Below are 16,869 nucleotides of genomic sequence, written 5' to 3'. Positions count from 1 at the left end.
TCCCCCCATGACACGCAGCGCCCCAACCGTTTTCACCATATCGCCCGGCTTGTCCTTTGCCGATGCACTGGCGCGGTCTTTGCTACACCGGCATCGCGACAATCCCTTGGCCTTGAGCCATATCCGCATTTTACTGCCCAACCGGCGCAGCGCCCGCGCCTTGCGGGAGGCGTTTTTGCGGGCAAATTCCGGGGTGCCTTTATTATTGCCGCGCATGATGCCGGTGGGCGATGTGGAAGAAGACAGCCTCGACATCACCGGGCTGGCGTCCGACAGTCTGGACCTGCCACCGGCCATTCTGGAAACCGAACGGCTGTTTTTACTGGCGCGGCTGACCCTTGGTATTCCCCAAGGCCAAGGCCGCCCCTCCTCCTTGGCCGGTGCCTTGAAGCTGGCGCGCGATCTGGCCCGCCTGATCGACAGTGTGCACACAGAACGGCTGGATTTTGCGCAGCTTCAGGATCTGGCCCCCGAAGAACTGGCCGCCCATTGGCAACATACCCTGACCTTTTTAGAGGTCATCACCGAACAATGGCCCAAACTCTTGGCCAGCCTTGGCAAGATCGATCCTTCCTTACGCCGCAACCGGCTGCTGGATGCCTTGACAGCTCAATGGCGCACCAACCCGCCCAAAGGGGAAATAATCGCGGCGGGCACCACCGGCTCGATCCCCGCCACGGCCGATTTGCTGGCCGCTATTGCCCGCCTGCCCAATGGCACGGTAATTCTGCCCGGTTTCGATCCCATGATAGCGGATGACGATTGGGAGGCACTGGACCCCGGCCATCCGCAATATCTCATGAAGCAGCTTTTGCAGCATATGGGGATGTCCCGTCACGAGGTGGCCCACTGGCCGCTGGCGGAGACGGATCAGGCCCAATCGCAAAAATATGCCGAACGGGTGGATCTGTTGCGCACCGCTTTGCTGCCCGCCGACCGCGTGGTGCGCTGGAATAGCTTCAAGCCCGATCTCGAAAAGGCGCTCAAGGGCCTCACACGTATTGATTGCGACAGCCAGGGCGAAGAAGCCGGAGTCATCGCTTTGCTGTTACGCGAAGCCTTGGAAACGCCGGGGAAACGCGCGGCCCTGATCACGCCGGACCGCCGGTTGGCCCGTCAGGTGCGCGCGGAATTGGCCCGCTGGGGCCTGCAAATCGACGATTCCGCAGGGGACCCCATAGACCGCAGCGCCGTGGGAACGTTCTTGCGACTGGTTGTGGCTGCGGCCGCCGATCCCGGCCCCATTTCGCTTTTGGCGCTGATGAAGCACCCTTTGGCTGCCGCTGGCCATGACCGGGCCGTTTTTCGCGCCTTGGCCCGCAGGCTGGACCGACATGGCGGCCGCGAGGGCTATGCCGTGCGGGGGGCCCGCCCCGAAGCCAGCCTTGATGCTTTGATAGACAGCATCCGCACCGCCGCAATGGAAGAAGACGACCAGACAATGCTGGCGGACTTTTTCAATCTCCTGAAGCCTTTGGAAACCGCCCTGCATCAACCGGAAGCAGATGTAACGGCGCTGATGACCTGCCATCTGGATGTGGCGCAGGCCATCGCCCAAAGCCATGACAAAAGCGGTGCCGACCGGTTGTGGCGTCTTGAAAGCGGTGAACATTTGGCCACGGCCCTTGCCGATGCCCTTGCGGCCACCCCCTTGCTGCACTCCATCCCCGCCGATCAATATCCGGCATTTTTCGATGCCCTATTGGAAGGGCAAATGGTGCGGCCCCGCTATGGCAGCCATCCACGCCTTGCGATTTTGGGGCCTATTGAAGCCCGCCTGCACCATGCGGATTTGATGGTGTTGGGCGGGCTAAACGAAGGCACATGGCCCGCAGCCCCCGCCCATGATCCGTGGCTAAGCCGGAAAATGCGTGCCGATTTCGGCCTTCCCGATGAAGATCGCCGCCTTGGCCAATCGGCCCATGATTTCATGCAGGCCGCCACCGCTCCCCATGTCATCCTGACCCGCGCCAGCAAAGTAGACGGCACCCCCACCGTCCCCAGCCGATGGCTATCGCGGCTTCAGGTTCTGGCCCCCACATTATCAGGGGCCAATCTGCGCTTTCGCAGCCTTTATCGTGAATTGGATCGCCCCCACAAGATCACACCCACCGATCCACCACGCCCCACCCCGCCGCTTGAGGCGCGCCCAAAGGCCTTGTCCGTCACACAAGTGGAATTGTGGGTGCGCGATCCTTATGCGCTATATGCCCGCCATATCCTGAAACTTCAGGCGCTCGATCCTTTGGAGGCCGAACCAGATGCCTTGGAAAAAGGCACCATCTTCCATGATGCGCTGGATCAATTTTTGCGCCTTTGGGACCGCACATCCAGTGATGAAACCGCCAAAGCACTTATGGAGGACTGTGGCCGCGCGGCATTTGGCGCCGCTTTGACGCGCCCTGCCATCTGGGCTTTCTGGTGGCCGCGATTCTTATCGGTTGGCCACCGCTTTATCGAGATCGAGCGTGGCCGCCAAGCCGCTTGTGAAACGCTGGCCACCGAAAGAAAAGGGGCCTTGGAACTGAACACACACCAGCCTTTTACCCTGATCGCCCGCGCCGACCGCATCGACCGCCACCAAGACACCGGGGCGCTTGAGATCATTGATTATAAAACCGGCTCACCGCCCCAGAAAAAGCAAATCGAAGCGGGCTTTGCCCCACAATTGCCGCTGGAAGGCTGGATGGCCCAGGAAGGTGCCTTTGAAGGAATTGCCCCCACACCCGTCAGCGCTTTGAGCTTCTGGCAATTGCGCGGCACACGCGAACCGGTGAACATTCAGCCTGTAAAGCCAGTGGAAGCACGGATTGATGATGCCCGCGCCGGCTTTTTCCACCTGCTGGACCGTTTTAGCCGTGCCGATACGCCCTATCTTTCCAATCCCCGCCCGGCCTTTGCGGGTTATGGCGAATATGACCATCTGGCACGGGTGGCGGAATGGACTCAATTGCCTGATCTGGCCGCCGATGCCCCAGATCCTTTATCTGACCCTTCAGCCGACCCCGCCTCGGATAAAGGGGACACGCCATGAGCCTGACAACCGAGCAAGAACGCGCCAGCCACCCCCAAGCCAATGTGTGGGTGGCGGCGTCGGCTGGCACCGGAAAAACCCATGTGCTGACAGCACGCATGTTACGCCTGTTGTTGCACGGGGTGCCGCCCGAACAGCTTTTGTGCCTGACCTTCACCAAGGCAGCGGCGGCAGAAATGGCCAATCGCCTGCGCCAGACTTTGGGGGAATGGACCCATCTGTCCGACATAAAGCTGGATGCCGCCATTTATCGAAGCTGTGGCGAAAAAGCCGACGCGCCCATGCGTGAAACCGCGCGGCGGCTGTTTGCCCATGTGCTGGATCTGAGCGAAGGCCTGCGTATTCAAACCATCCACGCCTTTTGTCAGGCTCTTTTGGCGCGTTTCCCTTTGGAAGCCGGATTGTCCCCACAATTCGAGGTGATGGAAGACAGCCGCGCCCGCGAGCTTTTGGCCCTTGCCCGCGATCAGGTTATTGCCCAAGCCCGCCAACCCTTGGCCAAACAGCTCAATGCTGCCCTGTCCGTCCTCGCCAATGAGGTGAACGAGCAGGATTTCGATTCATTGATGAACAGTTTGATGGTGGAACGCCGCCTGCTGCGCGATCTGATTGGCACTTATGGTCTGGACGGGCTGTTGGTGGCGGTCCGGCAAGCCTTGGGTGTGGAAGGCTATGACGACCAAGACGCGCTGATCCGGTCGGCCCTTGAAGACGACGCCTTGCCTTTGGCCAATCTCCGGCACTTTATCCGCCTTGTGCGGGAAAAGGGCGGCAAGACCGAGAAAGACCGTCTGCCGGACCTTGAAACCCTGTTGAAAGCCCGACCCTGCGACCGCATCGCCTTGTGGGACAGCTATTGCGCCGTCTTTCTGACAAAGAAAGAAGACATCCGCAAAACCAGCCGCTATCCGGTAAAGGCTGTGCAAACCGAATGGCCGGACGTGGCGGATTTTATCCATGAAGAAGGCGCCCGAATTCTTGAAATCCGCAAACAGGTCAAGCTATTACAAGTGGCGCGCTTTACCGATGCCGCCTTGCGCATCGGTGCGGCAGTTCTCAAAATCTATGACGCGGAAAAGGCCCGCGAAGCTGTGCTGGATTATGATGATCTGATCCTCAGCACCGAACGCTTGCTGCAACAAGAGGGCATTGCCCCGTGGATTTTATATAAGCTGGATGCGGGCATCACCCATGTTCTGGTGGACGAGGCGCAAGATACCAATCCTGAACAATGGTCGGTGATCGAGGCGCTCACCTCGGATTTTTATGCAGGCGATAGCGCCCGCACGCCCAACCGCACGATATTTGCCGTGGGCGACGTGAAGCAATCCATTTATGGATTCCAACGGGCCGATCCGCGCGAATTTATCAAGGCCCGCGACCGGGTGCGCGACAAAGCGACCAAGGCGAAACGCCCCTTCCATACGGTGCCTCTGGACCTGTCTTTCCGATCGGTGGAAGCGGTTCTGGCTCTTGTGGACGGGGTATTTGACGAACCTGAAACGGCGGCCGGATTGCGCCTTGATCATGGGGCGATCCGGCATCAGGCCAGCCGCAAAGGCGATGCCGGTTTGGTCGAGCTATGGCCCATCGAACCAAAGCCACCGCGCGAAAAAGAGCTTGATGCGTGGGACGTGCCTTTCCAGCAAGAACCGGATGACGATGCCGAAGCCCGGCTTGCGGTGCGCATCGCCACCCATATCCGCCAGATGCTGGACCGAAAGGAACAGCTCCCCGCCCGCGCCCGCGCCATCCGCCCCGGCGATATTCTGGTGCTGGTGCAAAGGCGCACGGCGTTCGTTGAATATCTGGTGAAAAAATTAAAGCAACTTGATGTGGCCGTTGCCGGATCGGACCGTTTGACCATCACCGACCAGATCGCCGTGCAAGACCTGTTGGCCTGTGCGCGCATGGCCCTGTTGCCGGAAGACGATCTGACCTTGGCCACCGTTTTGAAAGGCCCGTTGGTGGACATGTCGGAAAGTGATCTGTTCAAACTGGCGCATGATCGTGGACGAAAAACCCTATGGGCGGCACTGGTAGAACAATCACCAAGCCATCCCGCCTTCGCCCAGGCCCGCGCCGTGATCGACGCCATCCGCAAAAATGCCGATACCATCCCGCCTTTTGAATTTTTCTCCCATCTGGCAGGCTTGGGCCGCGCCCGCGAGGCGTTGATCGGCCGAATGGGCTATGAGGTGGTGGACCCTCTGGATGAATTGCTGCGTTTGGCGCAGGATTTTGAAAAGCATCATCCACCCTCATTACAGCGCTTTTTGCAATGGATCGAACGGGGCGGGGCGGAAATCAAACGCGATCCGGAACAAAAGGGCCGCGATGAAGTGCGAATCATGACCGTGCATGGGGCAAAAGGTCTGCAAGCGCCCATCGTATATCTGCCCGATTGCTGCCGACTCCCCAGAAACGATGCGTCTTTGCTGAAAATCGCCCCGGCTGGCGTCACTGCGCGTCCTGATCTGCCTTTGCTGATCTGGCGCGGCAATAGTTCCGCTTTGGAGGTCGGGCCTGTCAAAGCAGCGCGGGAAGAATTGGCCAGCAAGGCTGATGAGGAATATCGGCGGCTTTTATATGTGGCGCTCACCCGCGCCGAAGACCGGCTTTATGTGGCAGGCTGGGAATCGCGCAACGCCGCCAATAGCACAAGCTGGTACGACATGATCAAGGCAGGGATGGAGCGGCTGCCCGACCTTCTCTCTATTGAGGACGGCCCCGATCGCCAGCTTTTACGCTATGAACAAGACCAGCGCCGCACCGTCGCCCTTATGCAAAGCCCTTCGCCGCGGCCAGACCATGTGGATTGTCCAAGCTGGCTGCACAGCCCGCCACCAGTGGAACCGACACCGGCACGGCCCCTTGCCCCATCGCGCCCTGATGGCGATGAGCCAGCCAGTTCCAGCCCGCTCTCTGCCGGGCCAAGCGGCCTTTATCAACGTGGCTTGCTGATCCACCGGCTTTTGGAGCTGTTGCCCGATCTTCCCTCCGATCAACGAGAGGCCGCGGCAAAACGGTTTTTATCCAAACCCGCTCACGGCCTTGCGCCAGAGATGGTCGACCGCTGGTGGCACGAGGTGGAGGCGATTTTGTCCCATCCCGATTTCCACCCGTTATTTGGGCCGGACAGTGCCGCCGAAGTCCCCTTGGCGGGGCTTGTGGGTGATTTGGCGATTTCCGGACAAATCGATCGCTTGGCCATCACCGAAGACGCGGTATTTCTGGTGGATTACAAAACCAACCGGCCCCCACCAAAAAATGTCGCCAATGTCAGCCCCGTCTATCTGCGACAAATGGGCCTTTATAAAGCAGCCCTTCAGCGCATTTATCCGGACAAATCCATCTATTGTGCGCTGTTATGGACGGATGTTCCGCATCTGATGACGCTGCCCGAATCCATACTGGAGACACACAGTTTGGTGAAGCCCGATTGAATTTGCAGGGGGACGGCTTGACCGAACCCATCGGCGTTCTTACCTTGACGCTGAAGACGGCATGAAAGACCGCGCCGCGACGGATCTTCCTGTTCACCCTTAGTGCTTACTCAATTTCGCGTTTTACGGAGTCCATGATGGCCACGAAGAAAATTACCGATGCAAGCTTTGAAGCTGATGTGTTGAAATCCGACAAACCTGTCCTGGTGGATTTCTGGGCCGAATGGTGCGGCCCGTGCAAAATGATCGGTCCTTCCTTGGAAGAAATTTCCGGCGAGCGTGATGATGTGATCATCGCCAAGATCAATATCGATGAAAATCCCGAGGCCCCCACCCGTTTCGGCGTGCGCGGCATCCCCACCATGATCCTGTTCCGCAATGGCGAAGCGCAGGCGACCAAAGTCGGTGCCCTGCCCAAGCAACAGATCGCAAGCTGGATCGACGACGCCCTGCTTTAAGCCTTATGCGCATGGCGGCTTAACCGCCGCGCTTATATCTGAAACGCCCGGTTCCATATGGCCGGGCGTTTTTTATGGGCGAAGCAGCCGCACCGATCACAAAAGGCAATAAAAAAGGGACGGCCAAAGCCATCCCTTTTCTTTTTGTCGGCTAAAAAGCGCGATCAGAAGCGCGAGATCAAACGCACATAAGCCATACGACCGCGTGGATCATGGGTCCGGCTTTCAAAGCCGCCATCGGTGTTCACGAAGGGCGGTGCATTGTCGAACAGATTGATGGCACCCACCGAGAAGCTGGCTCCTTCCATCGGACCATGCGGACCAAAGCTAAAGCTATATTGCAGATCAACCGTTGTATGGCTTGCCACCTTGGCAAAATCCAGGCCACCCGGACAGGTCAGGCTAACGGGGTCGGACCCGACGAAATCGCTCGGCAGATCGCCGCCACCGCAATTCTGGTCATCCTTGAAGCTATCCGTATAGCGGACAAAGGCCACCAGATTATGCCCGCCGGTGGAGAAGCCCACATTGGCATTGAAGCGCAATTCCGGAATGGGGGAGGCAAAGTTCTGCGAATTGCGGAAGCCCGCCACATCGATCACATCATTGCCGGTGCCCACAGGCGCTTTATAGCTGTTGATATAGGTCCCTTCGATGCCGGCGCGCAGCGTACCAAAGGACATATCATAGGAATATTGCGCCGACGCATCAAAGCCATCGGTCTTGATCCCCACCGCATTGATGAACTGCGAGCTGATGAAGGTCAGACCACCGGTCGGCCCAAGCGTCACACTGCCATTGGCAATCAACGACGGATCGAAATTGGGATCCGATGCAATCAATGCCCGGCGCGCAATTTCTTCCGGTTGCTCGCGGACGATGATGTCGTCGAAATCGAAATTCCAATAATCGAAATTCAATTCCAGACCGGCCACCGGCGTTGCGGTGAAGCCAATATTGAAATTGGTCGATTCTTCGGGGCTCAAATCTTCATTGCCGCGTGTGTTGATGGCGATGAAAGGCTGGGCCGTAGGATCGCGCGGATCAATGACCGAGTTCAAAGAGGTCTGGTTGCCGAATTGCTGGAACACCGACGGGGCGCGGAAAGACGTGGAATAAGACCCACGTACAGACAGCCAATCCGTTGGGGTGAACAGCATGGCAACACGCGGATCAAGAGTATCCCCAATGGCTCCACCATAATCTTCATAGCGCACCGCTGCCGACAATTCGAGCATGTCATGCAGCGGAATATTCACTTCCGAGAAGAACGCAAACACATCGCGGCTGGCCGTGAAATCATTGATGCCGGCGCTTACGAACAGGAAATTGCCCTTATTGGTATCGTCATCCAGATCGTGGGTCAGCCCGTCTTGACGATATTGGAAGCCAAAGGCAACGCCGATAGGTCCGGCTGGCAAATCAAACAGGCTGCCCGCCACCACCGCATCCACCACGGTCAGATCACTTTTGCCATCAAGGGTGATGTCACCGGTGATGAAATCAATCACATCGGCGCTGTTCAAAACAGGCACCAGAACCGGATTGCCCGCCTCATCCAGCAACACATTGCCGGTCAGATCGGTCACCGGAACCTGCTGGTCTTCATCGGCCAAAGCACCGGAACCGAAAGGATTGAAGAAGAAGCAATTGCCAGTGCCCGGCGTATCGGCCGCCGGATTACAGCCCTGCCCCGCCAAACCATTGAGCGCCAAATTGGTTTGTAAAGCCAAGCCATCGGAACTGGTCAGGCGATAATCATTCACCGCGCGGGTATAGCTGACATCATAATACCATTTGTCGGTAATATCGCCCTTCACACCGCCCACAACGCGATAGGTGTCATGGCGGAAATTATTCGGATTGGGGCTATCGGTAAAGAAATCACCGGTGGTTTGTCCAACACCTGGGCTGCGGCCAATAAACAAGGACGCCGAGCCGGTAAAAGGATTAAACGGATTGTTCGGCAATAAAGCGATCGGCGAGGTTATGGGGAAATTGGATGTTTCCCGCTGCGCCCGATTGCGCGAGAACGCAAATTCCCCATAGAATTCAGCCTTTTCGTTGAATTCATGGTTAAGGCTGGCATAGCCTTGCAAGCGGCTTTCGCGGGGAACCAGATTGAAGAACTTGCCGAAATCATATTGGCAGGCCCCCACATCCACCGATTGCCCGGTCAAAGGATCGGTAACGCTGGAAAATGCGGGCACCACATCGCTGTCGATGGCTGCGGCTGCAGCGCAATTAGGATCCGGCACCAAAAGTGTCCCGAAACCTGCGGCATCGGTAGCGGCGTTCAACTGGCCAAATGCCGATTGCAGCGCGGCCTGCTGATCCGGCGCAAGTCCGGCAATATTGAAATTGGCAAGGCTGGGATCAATCAGGCCGGGAGAAACGGCCAGAAGCTGCGGCAAAACCGTTCCTGTAAAGGCATCCTGAATACCATCAGCCCCCGACAGGAAAGACGCCGGATTGTTGGGATCGGCAATATCAGGCGATTGGAACTGGAAACCGCCGAAGCTGCCCACCAAAAAGCCATCGCCAAATGGATTGGCAATCACCGGCGTTCCGGCAACCGGGCCAATGCCTTCAAAATTGAACAAGGGCACCGCATTATCGAAGCCCGCATTGAAAATATTGGTCAGCGGCGCGAGAGCAGGATTAAGATCGGACCGCGGGGCTGTCAGCGGAATGAAATTGCCCGGCGTGCTGGTGAGAGTTGAAACGCTCAGGCCATTGGGACCGGTAAAGGCTTCGGGGCGCAGATCCCGCTCGCGGGTGGTCAGCTGCGAACGATCCAGATAGCTGGCGGCAACGGTAAGATGGGTGCGATCATTGCCGCCGCCCCACAGGCCTTCAATCTTGAAATCATTCTGGCTGCTATTGGTATTGCCCTGCCATTCCGCTTTCAGTTCCAAGCCTTCAAAATCATCACGGGTGATGAAGTTGACCACACCGGCCACCGCATCGGACCCGTAAATGGCGGCAGCGCCATCCTTGAAAATTTCCGTGCGTTCAAGGGCGATCATGGGGATCAACGAGGCGGTATCGACGAACAGAATACCATCATCGGAAGGTGCGGCGGAATTCACCTGCCGCTTGCCATTCAACAACACCAATGTGGAGGCAAGCCCAAGGCCGCGCAGATTGATATTTTCCGTGCCGGTGGTCAGATTCTGGGTAAAGGCATCGGGATTGTTCTGGGCGCCATTATTGATGGTCAGCGTATTGGTCAGATCGGCAATATCCGCCGCGCCAATATCTCGCAACTGATCTTGACCGATTACCGAAATCGGCGACGGGCGGTCTTTTTGCCGGGGGGTGCGGATATAACTCCCCGTTACCGTAATTTCTTCAAGACCGGTGTCAGAGCCGCTGCCCTGTTGCGCCATAACCGGCACGGCATGAAGCGCAGCGAAAGACAATGAAGCTAGGGCCGTTCCAAATTTCAACGCGGATATGGTTTTCATAATCCCCCCGGCGGGTTGCGATTTCTGTTTGTTCTTTTGGATAGCAAGGAGCCAGCCAATTGGCTGGCTCCTGATATTTTAGAATTTGGTCAAAAGACGCACATACATCACCCGGCCACGCGGATCATGTACGCGGCTATCAAAGCCACCATTGGTATTGACCAGCGGCGGTTTTTGGCCAGTGAGATTGATGACCCCGGCCGTCACGCTGATATTTTCGGCGAAATCGACAAGATCACCCAATTGCACCCCATATTGCATATCCACGGTGAATTGGCTTTCCACCCGGCCATTTTCTTCCACACCGTCGCCGGTGGGGCTGATCTGGTCATCATCATAATCATCGATATAACGACCAACGAGGTAGAAATTATGCGGGCCATTCAGGTAGTTGATACCTGCATTGAAGCGCAAGCGCGGCGTGGGATCACCCACATTGCGGAAGTTGCGGCTGCCAACGGCATTGATGGTGATGCCAAGGGTGGGGTCGGTCACATCGTAATTGAAGATATAGGTCCCTTCAAAGAATGGCGAGAAGGTGCCCACATCCGTATCCATGCGATAGCGTGCCTTGAAATCCAAACCATCGGTTTCAATGCTCGGCGCATTCACGAACTGTGTGTTGACCTGAGACAGCAAAGGCAAGGCGGCCCCCAAAGGACGCACGAAACGCTCCGGATTCAACAATGCCGGGAGCCCCTGCGCCGCTGCATTGTCCAGCAGGGCCTGGGCATTTTCTTTGACGATGGCATCACGGAATTTGAAATTCCAATAATCGAGATCAATGGTCAGACCTTCGATTGCCGATGGCTCCCATGTGCCGCCCAGATTGAACTGCCGCGAGGTTTCCGGCTTCAGATCGGCATTGCCGGTGGTGAATTCGGCCAAAAACGCCGTATTGCCCACCAAAGGATCATTGAGCTGTGCCAGCGCCACAATCCCTTTGGTATTTTGCTGGAACAAAGATGGCGACCTGAAGGATGTGGAATATGTGCCGCGCAGGCTGAGATCGGAACTTGGCGTGACCAGCACACCCACTTTCGGGTCCACCGTATCACCGGCATCTTCGATATCTTCATAACGCACCGAAGAACTGACTTCCAACCAGTTGGTTACCGGCAAGCTGATTTCAGCAAAGGCCGCATAGACATCCCGTTGGCTGTCCCAGTCGGCGACGCGTGTGCCGGCACCGGAAACAAACAGGAAGTTACCATTATTGGAATTGCTGTCGGCATTCATGCCAAATTCTTCATGGCGGAACTGGCCACCGATGGCCACGCCGATGGGACCGCCCGGCAAGCGCAGCGTATCACCAAGATCGCCGGAAAGCACCGTATCCACCACCAGCAGATCGGAATCCATATCCAGAAGATTACGTCCGAGAACGAAATCGAAAATCTCGTCGCTATTGGCGACAGGAACCGGAAGCCCGGTGGTGGGATTGATCACCGTGGCCCCTTCGGGCGCGGTGAAGGATGATGCGAAGGGATTGAAGAACTGGCAGTTACCAACACCCGGCGTACCGGTGAGCTGATCGCAATTTTCCCCGCCAAGACCATTCAAGGCAAAGAAGAATTCACTGGCCAGCGTATCTTGTGCCGACAATGTGAAATCATTTTGCGCGGCCACCACATCTGTATCCAGACGCCATGTGTCGTCGATATCCCAAGTCAGACCTGCCGCAACGCGGTAGGTATCGGAATCATGGGTACTGTCGGCAGGCTCGCCCTGACCAAGCGGACGCACCAATGCAATGGCATCAACACCAAAGGGGTTGAACGGATTGGGCGGCGTGCTGCGCGGATTGTTCGGATCACCGAAGGTGCCCGGCGCAAAAGACCCGAAAAAGCCCGGAATCAATTGTGGCGTCAGATTTGGGAAGGTTGGCGTATTGCTGCGCGTTGCCCGATTGCGGGCAAAAGAAATTTCCGTGAAAAATTCAAGATCATCGGTGATGGAATACCCGACCTTGGCAAAGCCTTGCAGACGGTTTTCATCCGGAACCAGATTGAAGAAATCACCGAAATCCAATTGGCAAAAACCAACAACTCCGGCGGGAATGCCAAAAGCAGGCACCGCATCAGGCGCAATGGAATTGGGATTGGCAGCGCAACCCGGATCAGCAAAGGCCGGGGTTTGGCCCGCACCCACAAGACCATTGAAAATGGCTCCGGCCAGCGGATCAGGCGGCGGTGCTGTCAGAATGAATGTCCCCGGCTGGCCGATAGAGCTGACATCCGGGCCACCAAAGGGGCTGAGGCGTCTTTCCTGAGTGGTCAGCGGCGAGCGGTCCAGATAGCTGATGGCGGCAACGGCATAGCCGCGATCAAACTGAACGCCGCCCATGGCTTCCACTTTCAGATCTCTCTGGCTGCCTTCATCCTGAACGCCTTGATATTCGGCGCGAATTTCAAATCCTTCAAAGCGATCGCGGGTGATGAAGTTCACAACGCCCGCCACGGCATCGGAACCATAAAGGGTCGCCGCACCATCCTTCAGGATTTCCATGCGCTCGAGCGCGATCATCGGGATGAGCGAAGACGTATCGACAAAGCTCACACCATCATCGGTCGTGGCCCCACTGACCACCTGCCGGCGACCATTCAGCAAAACAAGGGTCGAGGCCACACCGAGACCACGCAAATTGATATTGCTGGTGCCGGTGGAAATATTCTGGGTAAAGGCATCGGGATTGTTCTGCGACCCGGTATTGATCGTCAGTGTCTGGGTGATGCCGGCCAAGCTTGTGGCACCGATCTGGTCGATATCGTCACTGCCGATAACCGAAATCGGGGATGCCTGGCTGGTTTGCGATGACCGGCGAATATAACTGCCGGTAACAACGATCTCTTCAACTTCGTTGACACTCTCGTCCTGCTGCTGCGCCTGCGCGGACATATTCCATGCCGTTAGCAGACATGCGGATGTCGCAAGTGCACTGGTCGCCTTTAACAGGCTTTTTGCGTCGATCATGATACCTCCCACAAATGGTACGCTACCTCATCATCGGGCATTATGAACAATGCACGATGATCGGAATTTTTTGATATTCTGGTGCGAGATTGATTGACTGAGCGAAGTCCGTCAAGTGGCTCTACGCAAGGGATTGGCGGTAGTTGTTCGTTTGCAACACCTGCCAAAACAGGCAAGTCGGACAGATTTTCCTATATCCTTGGCTCAGGATCGTCCTGAATCGGGGCTCTTTTTTCAAGTGAGGATTGCCATCATGACCGACCAGACAAGCGGACGATTGCTAGGTAAAACGGCCTTGATTACCGGGGCCGGAGCCGGTCTGGGCCGCGCAATTGCACTGATCTTCGCCCAACAGGGGGCCAAAGTCATTTGCACGGATATCAATGAGGAAAGCGTCAGAATAGTGGCCCAAGAAATTGGCCCCAATGCCTTGGCTCTTCACCATGATGTCACCGATGAAGCGCAGTGGACAGACGTGATTGCACAAAGCTGCGCCCATTTTGGCGGACTTGACATTCTCGTGAACAATGCCGGGATCGGCAATATGGGATCCGTGGAAAACACCAGCACCGAAGACTGGCGGCAAATGCACGCTGTGGATCTGGATAGTGTTTTCTTTGGTTGCCGCGCCGCCATGGCCGCATTGAAGAACAGCAAAAGCGCGGCCATCGTCAATATCAGCTCGGTTGCGGGGCTGATCGCCGATGGCAATCTGGCCGCTTATTGCTCGGCAAAAGCAGCGGTGCGGCACTTCAGCAAATCGGTGGCCCTGCATTGTGCGCATAACAAATATCCGATTCGCTGCAACTCGGTGCATCCGGCCTTTATCGACACCGCCATTCTTGATGACGTTGTGCCCGGCATGCCGCGCGATATTCTGGTGGAGAAGCTGGCAAGGCAAAATCCCATGAAGCGTTTGGGCGACCCCAATGATGTGGCCTATGCCGTGTTATATCTGGCCAGCGATGAAGCGAAATTCGTCAATGGCGCAGAACTGGCCATCGATGGAGGATTAAGCGCCCAATAAGCGCAATATCCGCGCCGCGCCTGTCCAAAAACATGTGAAAACGGGATGGGAAATGAAGTGGTGCCCAGGGGCGGAATCGAACCACCGACACTGCGATTTTCAGTCGCATGCTCTACCAACTGAGCTACCTGGGCACTGGCTTTAACAGCCCAAACATGGCGTGCGCCACGCTTGTGGGGGCTGCTTATAAGCAATCAATTGGACCCTGTCCAGAGGCTCTAGAAAGAATTCTTTTCTTCATCCAGATCTGCACCATCAAACGGCCTTTCGCCCGGCAAAACATAGGCCTCTCCAAACCAGCGGGCCAAATCCAGTTTGCTGCACCTATCGGAGCAAAACGGCCGATAGGCCTCTACGACAGGTTTTTTGCACATGGGGCAGCGCGGTTTTTTACCGGCCGGGGATTTTCCGCTCATGAGCGCGGCTCCTTGATTATCATTTAGCCAATCCAGCATTGCCCGTCATCGGGGGCCAGATCGGCACGGTCTTTTAAATCTACGGACCGGGCGGTGCGTCGGGCCAGCAATGCCAGCCACTCCCCCGCCCGTAGTTTCTCCGCCAACGCCGGCGCGGCGGCCAGATGCAGTGTCCCGGGCCGTTGGTCCATAACAGCCGTCCGTTCGGCGCGCCGCAGCAAATCATGCAGGCTGTTTTCCAGCTTTGGCAAGGAAACGGATTTTGCCACCATCTGATCGCGCACGGAAAGCCCCGTCCGCTTTCGGGTAATGGATAGCACCCCGTGATGATTGATCTTCGACCGGCGGATGGGCGCGGGATCTGCCTTGAAACCGGCATCAAGCGCTGAAAGCACCGCCTCGCGGTCATCATGCTTGGCCATATCGATGAAATCCACCAGCACCAGCCCGCCGATATTGGCACGGCGCAACAGCAGGGCTATGGCCGTAGCGGCCTCCAGATTGACCATATGCGCCACCCGCGCCACTGAACGGCCGGTGCGGGCAGCCCCCGCATCCACATCAATCACCATTGCAGCACGGGTATCTTCAAAGCTGATGCGCCCGCCAGACGGCAAAGCAATCTCGCCTTTGACGATCTCGTCCAACGCATCTTCAACGCCATAGCGCTCAAACAGCGCCCCACCCCCCATATCGCACAGCAACAAGGGCGTCAGATCGGGCCAAATATTTGTAAGAGACGTGGCTTTGGCCAAGGTTGCCCGGTCCGAGCAACGGATCGCCCCCAACCCCACCGGCGCATCGCGCAAACTGCGCCATAAATGATCCGGGCCGGGCAAAAGGGTGCGCACCCCGCTGCCTGCCGCCCTGATTGCCCGCAACTGGCCTAGAAGCCTTGAAGCTTCCGACAGCACCACATCATCATCCACCAGAAAAGCCGGTGTATGAACCCGCACACCACTATCCTTCAAAATCGGCGACAGGGCTTCGCTCAACCGTGCTTGCGCGCGCTTGTCTGCCCCTTCATCATCGAAGGACAGCCCCGCTTGCGACGGGATCAGCGTGATATAACGGCCCTTGCGGTGAAGGTCGGCTGACACCGTCCAGCTTTTGCCCTGCTCAGACGGCGGCACCATAAGCTGAACCGGTACGCTCTGGCCTTCATGTATCCCGCCATCCAGGCGAGCAGGAACCGGCGCACCGCGCTCTCTGGGGGCATGTCGGCGGGTCAAGAACCCTTCAACGCCGCCCCCCAGATCAAGAAAGGCGCCGTCAAATTCCGGGGCCAACCGGGTCACCCGGGCCATATTGATGCTTTCCACCCAATGCGCAACACCGCGCATCAAAGACAGCTCATACGGTTTTTGCTCATCGACCAGCGCAACACGACATTCCGAAACGCTGTTTTCAATGAGCAAATCAGCCATCCGAACAAGCCCATCCTTTAAGCAGCGGATAGCCCTGCCCTTGAAGCATCTGCGACACATCAAACAATGGCAGACCCACCACCGTGCTATAGGAGCCGGATATCCGGCGTACAAAGGCCGCAGCATAGCCCTGAAGGGCATAGCCGCCCGCCTTGCCATGCCAGTCACCACTGTCCAGATAGGCACGGCGTTCGTCCGCCGACAGCCGTTTGAAGATCACCACGGTATCCACCTGGCGTTCCAGACACCGGCCATCAGGGCAAACAAGGGCCACACCGCAGGTTACCCGGTGCCGCCGTCCCGACAAGATTGCCAGACAATCATCGGCCGTTTGACGGTCCAGCGCTTTGGGTAAAATACGCCGCCCCACCGACACCACTGTATCAGCAGCAAGGATAAAGCAATCCGGATGGTCCTTGGCCACATGCCGGGCCTTTTCAAAGGCCATCCGCCGCGCATAAGGGCGCGGTTGTTCGGCTTTGTGCGCCTGCTCATCGATATCGGCAGGAACCACCGCATCGGGATGCACACCGATCTGATCGAGAAGCGCCACACGACGCGGCGACGCCGACGCAAGAATCAAACGCGCCCCATGGCCATTTCGGGGCAGCGCAGACG

The 16,869-nt window shown here is 57.2% G+C and carries 9 protein-coding genes and 1 tRNA gene; 4 read left to right on the top strand and 6 right to left on the bottom strand.

Translation table 11 applies throughout. The features are described 5' to 3' along the window. Positions 1-7 precede the first annotated feature (7 nt). The 3 genes from addB (at position 8) to trxA (ending at position 6,938) form a co-directional block, all read left to right on the top strand. Positions 8-3,034 carry a double-strand break repair protein AddB gene (gene addB, locus IEX96_RS04410; protein WP_150004420.1) on the top strand — a complete coding sequence of 1,009 codons (3,027 nt, stop codon included), beginning with the start codon at positions 8-10 and terminating at the stop codon, positions 3,032-3,034. Then, positions 3,031-6,480, top strand: coding sequence for a double-strand break repair helicase AddA (addA, locus tag IEX96_RS04405; RefSeq protein WP_150004419.1), 3,450 nt, complete (start codon positions 3,031-3,033; stop codon positions 6,478-6,480). The genes addB and addA overlap by 4 nt, the downstream gene beginning before the upstream one ends. 137 nt (positions 6,481-6,617) lie before the next feature. Then, positions 6,618-6,938 carry a thioredoxin gene (gene trxA, locus IEX96_RS04400; RefSeq protein ID WP_150000108.1) on the top strand — a complete coding sequence of 107 codons (321 nt, stop codon included), beginning with the start codon at positions 6,618-6,620 and terminating at the stop codon, positions 6,936-6,938. A 164-nt stretch (positions 6,939-7,102) separates the two neighbouring features. Here trxA and IEX96_RS04395 read toward each other — a convergent pair whose 3' ends face one another. After that, positions 7,103-10,408, bottom strand: coding sequence for a TonB-dependent receptor domain-containing protein (locus IEX96_RS04395; protein ID WP_150004418.1), 3,306 nt, complete (start codon positions 10,406-10,408; stop codon positions 7,103-7,105). Positions 10,409-10,486: 78 nt separating this feature from the next. Beyond that, positions 10,487-13,381, bottom strand: a complete 2,895-nt coding sequence (locus tag IEX96_RS04390) for a TonB-dependent receptor plug domain-containing protein (RefSeq protein ID WP_150004417.1) — start codon at positions 13,379-13,381, stop codon at positions 10,487-10,489. Positions 13,382-13,634: 253 nt separating this feature from the next. On the opposite strand from IEX96_RS04390, the gene IEX96_RS04385 reads away from it, so the two are divergent. Then, complete coding sequence (locus tag IEX96_RS04385; RefSeq protein ID WP_150004416.1) at positions 13,635-14,408, top strand: glucose 1-dehydrogenase; 774 nt, start codon at positions 13,635-13,637, stop codon at positions 14,406-14,408. Positions 14,409-14,466: 58 nt separating this feature from the next. Here the strand turns inward: IEX96_RS04385 and IEX96_RS04380 are convergent. The 4 genes from IEX96_RS04380 to IEX96_RS04365 form a co-directional block, all read right to left on the bottom strand. After that, positions 14,467-14,542: transfer RNA gene (locus IEX96_RS04380), tRNA-Phe, on the bottom strand. An 84-nt stretch (positions 14,543-14,626) separates the two neighbouring features. Continuing rightward, complete coding sequence (locus tag IEX96_RS04375) at positions 14,627-14,824, bottom strand: DNA gyrase inhibitor YacG (protein WP_150004415.1); 198 nt, start codon at positions 14,822-14,824, stop codon at positions 14,627-14,629. Positions 14,825-14,847: 23 nt separating this feature from the next. After that, the gene (locus IEX96_RS04370) at positions 14,848-16,251 is read right to left on the bottom strand and encodes a ribonuclease E/G (protein WP_188873522.1); all 1,404 of its coding nucleotides are present in this window, start codon (positions 16,249-16,251) and stop codon (positions 14,848-14,850) included. Beyond that, positions 16,244-16,834 carry a Maf family protein gene (locus IEX96_RS04365; RefSeq protein WP_229773524.1) on the bottom strand — a complete coding sequence of 197 codons (591 nt, stop codon included), beginning with the start codon at positions 16,832-16,834 and terminating at the stop codon, positions 16,244-16,246. Before IEX96_RS04365 ends, IEX96_RS04370 begins: the two co-directional genes overlap by 8 nt. Between the last annotated feature and the right edge of the window lie 35 nt (positions 16,835-16,869).

The organism is Iodidimonas muriae (genome assembly GCF_014647255.1).
In the GTDB taxonomy this organism is placed as follows: Bacteria; Pseudomonadota; Alphaproteobacteria; order Sphingomonadales; family Rhodothalassiaceae; genus Iodidimonas; species Iodidimonas muriae.
The sequence above is the reverse complement of the archived record's forward strand: the minus strand, read 5'-3'. Positions and strand labels throughout refer to the sequence as shown.